The organism is Pseudomonas sp. SDO5591_S426 (assembly GCF_054070755.1).
In genome coordinates this window covers 1-2,574 of record NZ_JBSVXD010000365.1, presented here as the reverse complement: position 1 = coordinate 2,574, position 2,574 = coordinate 1, and the positions used below count along the sequence as shown (strand labels likewise).

The following is a 2,574-nucleotide window of genomic DNA, read 5'->3' as shown; positions in this document are numbered from 1 at the left end:
TACAGGGTGATGTGTACACCTGTAGGAGCTGCCGAAGGTTGCGATCTTTTGATCTTTACTGCAGCAACCCGGTATCCAGGACTTTTGAAGAATCACCGATAACACTTTCTGAAAGCTGCACAAACTCCTTGGTATCAATGCTCTCCAACCGCATTGCCCCGCGCATCACATCATCCAGCGAACGCTTGTTGCGCGTCTTCAGGCGAATCTCGCGGTCCAGTTCCTGCAACAACACCACGGCTTTTGAAACCTGCGCCGGGCTGACCTGCTCGCCGCGCAGCGTGGTGACTTTCTGTCCGTCCTTGACCAGACGACGGTGCAATTGATCGTAACGCTCATCGCTCATGCCACCAGCGCGGCGCACCAGTTCGATGGCGTAGTACTCGGCAAAGCCTTCGCTGATCCAGTCACTGCGCTGCTGGTCGTTGATCCGCCCGAACAACTGCGCCAACTCCCGCACCAGCGCGCTACTGCCACTTTCGCTGACCAGCGGCAACCGGCTGTTGACGTAGATCGATTCTCGCGCCGCCAGACTGCCCCGCCACATCGGATCGTTGGCGCCGACAATCAGCAACTTTGTGGGATGACGAGGGAACACGGCTTGCACCTGCGGCCAGACGAACGTCAACAACGTCAGCACATCCATGCGGCGCATGCCCTGCCCTTGCGGCGAGGCCACGGTGACTTCGGTTTCGCCGAGACGGGTGCGACGACTGCCAAGATTTCCAGCGAGCATCCAGCCCGTGGGCCGATCGAACAGGCGGGAAACGTTGTCGATGCGGAACTTGTTCTTGCCGATTCGCGGCCAGGCGGTTTCGACACTTTTCCAGCCGCTGGGCAATTCAAATTCGAGGCGTGACACCAGTTCGATGCCGTCCTGCTGATCGAGTCTGGCGGGCGGCACCAGATCGTCACCGCGCATCAACGCCCAGTTCGGGGTCATGCGCGTGTCAAAACTACCGGTTTTGAGGCCATGGCTGATACGGACGCGGTAGGTCAGGCTCGACTTGTCAGCGGCCGGGTGCCACACACCACGGGTGTGTTTTCCCGGAGTCAGTTGCCATTGGCCATCGGCCTTGAAATCGCTGTAATGGCTGCCGTCGCCGAGGTCGAAGTCCAGGCTGCGGACCGCCGAACCTTGGGCCAACGTCAGGCGCACTTCAGCCTGATCGCTTTGCGGCAACAGGCGCACGTGGTAATCCAGATCGACCTTCTTCGCCGCCCACACGGGCGAACTCAAGGCCAGTAACCCAACGACCAGTGCCCGCCGCCATCCCACAGCCATACACACTCCTTGGTGAACCGTTGACTCGCTGGGCGCTTAACCTGCGCGGAAAATCAGGTGATCTTCCCAGTCATCTTCCGGCACGCTGCCTTCGGCGAGCATACGCCCGGATTGTGAAATACGTTCGTGATGCACGGCATCGCGGTCGCCGCAGACCAGGTGATGCCACAACGGCAGATCCTTGCCCTCGCTGACAAGGCGATAACCGCAGGTCGGCGGCAGCCATTTGAACTCGTCGGCCTTGCCCGGTGTGAGCTGAATGCAGTCAGGCACAAAGTCGCGACGGTTCGGGTAATCCGTGCACTGGCAGGTTTTCAGGTCCAGCAGTTTGCAGGCGATACGCGTGTAGTAGACGCTGTTGTCGTCTTCGTCTTCGAGCTTTTGCAGGCAGCACAAACCACAACCGTCGCACAGCGATTCCCATTCCTCCTGATCGAGTTGATCGAGGGTTTTGCGTATCCAGAACGGTTCTACTTTGGCGGCCATGGTTCGAGCATCGACATCAGGTGGTGAAAAGGCCGCCAGTCTAGTGCCCGCAGGCCTGTGGGCCAAGCATTGGCGACTGTCGGTAGAACGCGCTTGTCAGTTTTGGCGCCGCCAAGTAGGGTTTTGCGTCGCCCACACTTTCAAACGTAGCAAGGAATCTCTTGATGAGTGCCAACCCACGCGTTGCCGATTACGCCATTCACCCGCAGTTCACCGATCGCTGGTCGCCCCGCGCCTTCACCGGCGAAGCCATTCCCGAAGAAACCCTGCTGAGCTTCTTCGAAGCCGCGCGCTGGGCGCCATCGGCGTACAACTCGCAGCCTTGGCGCTTTCTTTACGCGCGCCGCGACACGCCAAACTGGGAGCGTTACCTGGGCCTGTTGAACGAGTTCAACCGTAGCTGGGCGCAACACGCTTCGGCGCTGGTGATCGTGATCTCGAAAACCACTTTCGCCGTACCTGGCGCCACTGAAGAAACCCCGGCCCTGTGGCACACCTTCGACACCGGTTCGGCGTGGGGCCACCTGGCGCTGCAAGCGAGCCTGAGCGGCTGGCACACCCACGGCATGGCCGGCTTCGATCAGGAACTGACCCGCAAAGAGCTGAACATTCCTGAAGGTTACGCACTGCATGCGGCCGTAGCGGTCGGCAAGCTGGGCGATAAGGCAACCCTGGCGGATTACCTGCAAGCCCGAGAAGAGCCAAGCCCGCGTCGCCCGCTGAGCGAGCTGGCGGCGGAAGGTGATTTCACCCTCTAGAAAGCAAAAGATCGCAGCCTTCGGCAGCTCCTACAGGTGTACACA

At 60.1% G+C, this 2,574-nt stretch carries 3 protein-coding genes; 1 reads left to right on the top strand and 2 read right to left on the bottom strand.

The annotated features are described in order from the left end of the window. Positions 1-55: 55 nt before the first annotated feature. Together ACW9JC_RS29970 and ACW9JC_RS29965 are read right to left on the bottom strand one after the other, a co-directional pair. Complete coding sequence (locus tag ACW9JC_RS29970) at positions 56-1,285, bottom strand: hypothetical protein (protein WP_457459569.1); 1,230 nt, start codon at positions 1,283-1,285, stop codon at positions 56-58. Between the two features lie 36 nt (positions 1,286-1,321). Beyond that, positions 1,322-1,771, bottom strand: a complete 450-nt coding sequence (locus ACW9JC_RS29965; RefSeq protein WP_007944020.1) for a YcgN family cysteine cluster protein — start codon at positions 1,769-1,771, stop codon at positions 1,322-1,324. 164 nt (positions 1,772-1,935) lie between these two features. Between ACW9JC_RS29965 and ACW9JC_RS29960 the strand changes: the two genes are divergently transcribed. Beyond that, entirely contained in the window at positions 1,936-2,529 is a 594-nt protein-coding gene (locus ACW9JC_RS29960) for a nitroreductase family protein (RefSeq protein ID WP_017336992.1), read from the top strand. Positions 2,530-2,574: the final 45 nt, after the last annotated feature.

Coding starts and splice junctions, on each gene's coding strand:
- ACW9JC_RS29960 (WP_017336992.1), top strand. CDS start 1,936: ATGAGTGCCAACCCACGCGTTGCCGATTACGCCATTCACCCGCAGTTC.
- ACW9JC_RS29970 (WP_457459569.1), bottom strand. CDS start 1,285: ATGGCTGTGGGATGGCGGCGGGCACTGGTCGTTGGGTTACTGGCCTTG.
- ACW9JC_RS29965 (WP_007944020.1), bottom strand. CDS start 1,771: ATGGCCGCCAAAGTAGAACCGTTCTGGATACGCAAAACCCTCGATCAA.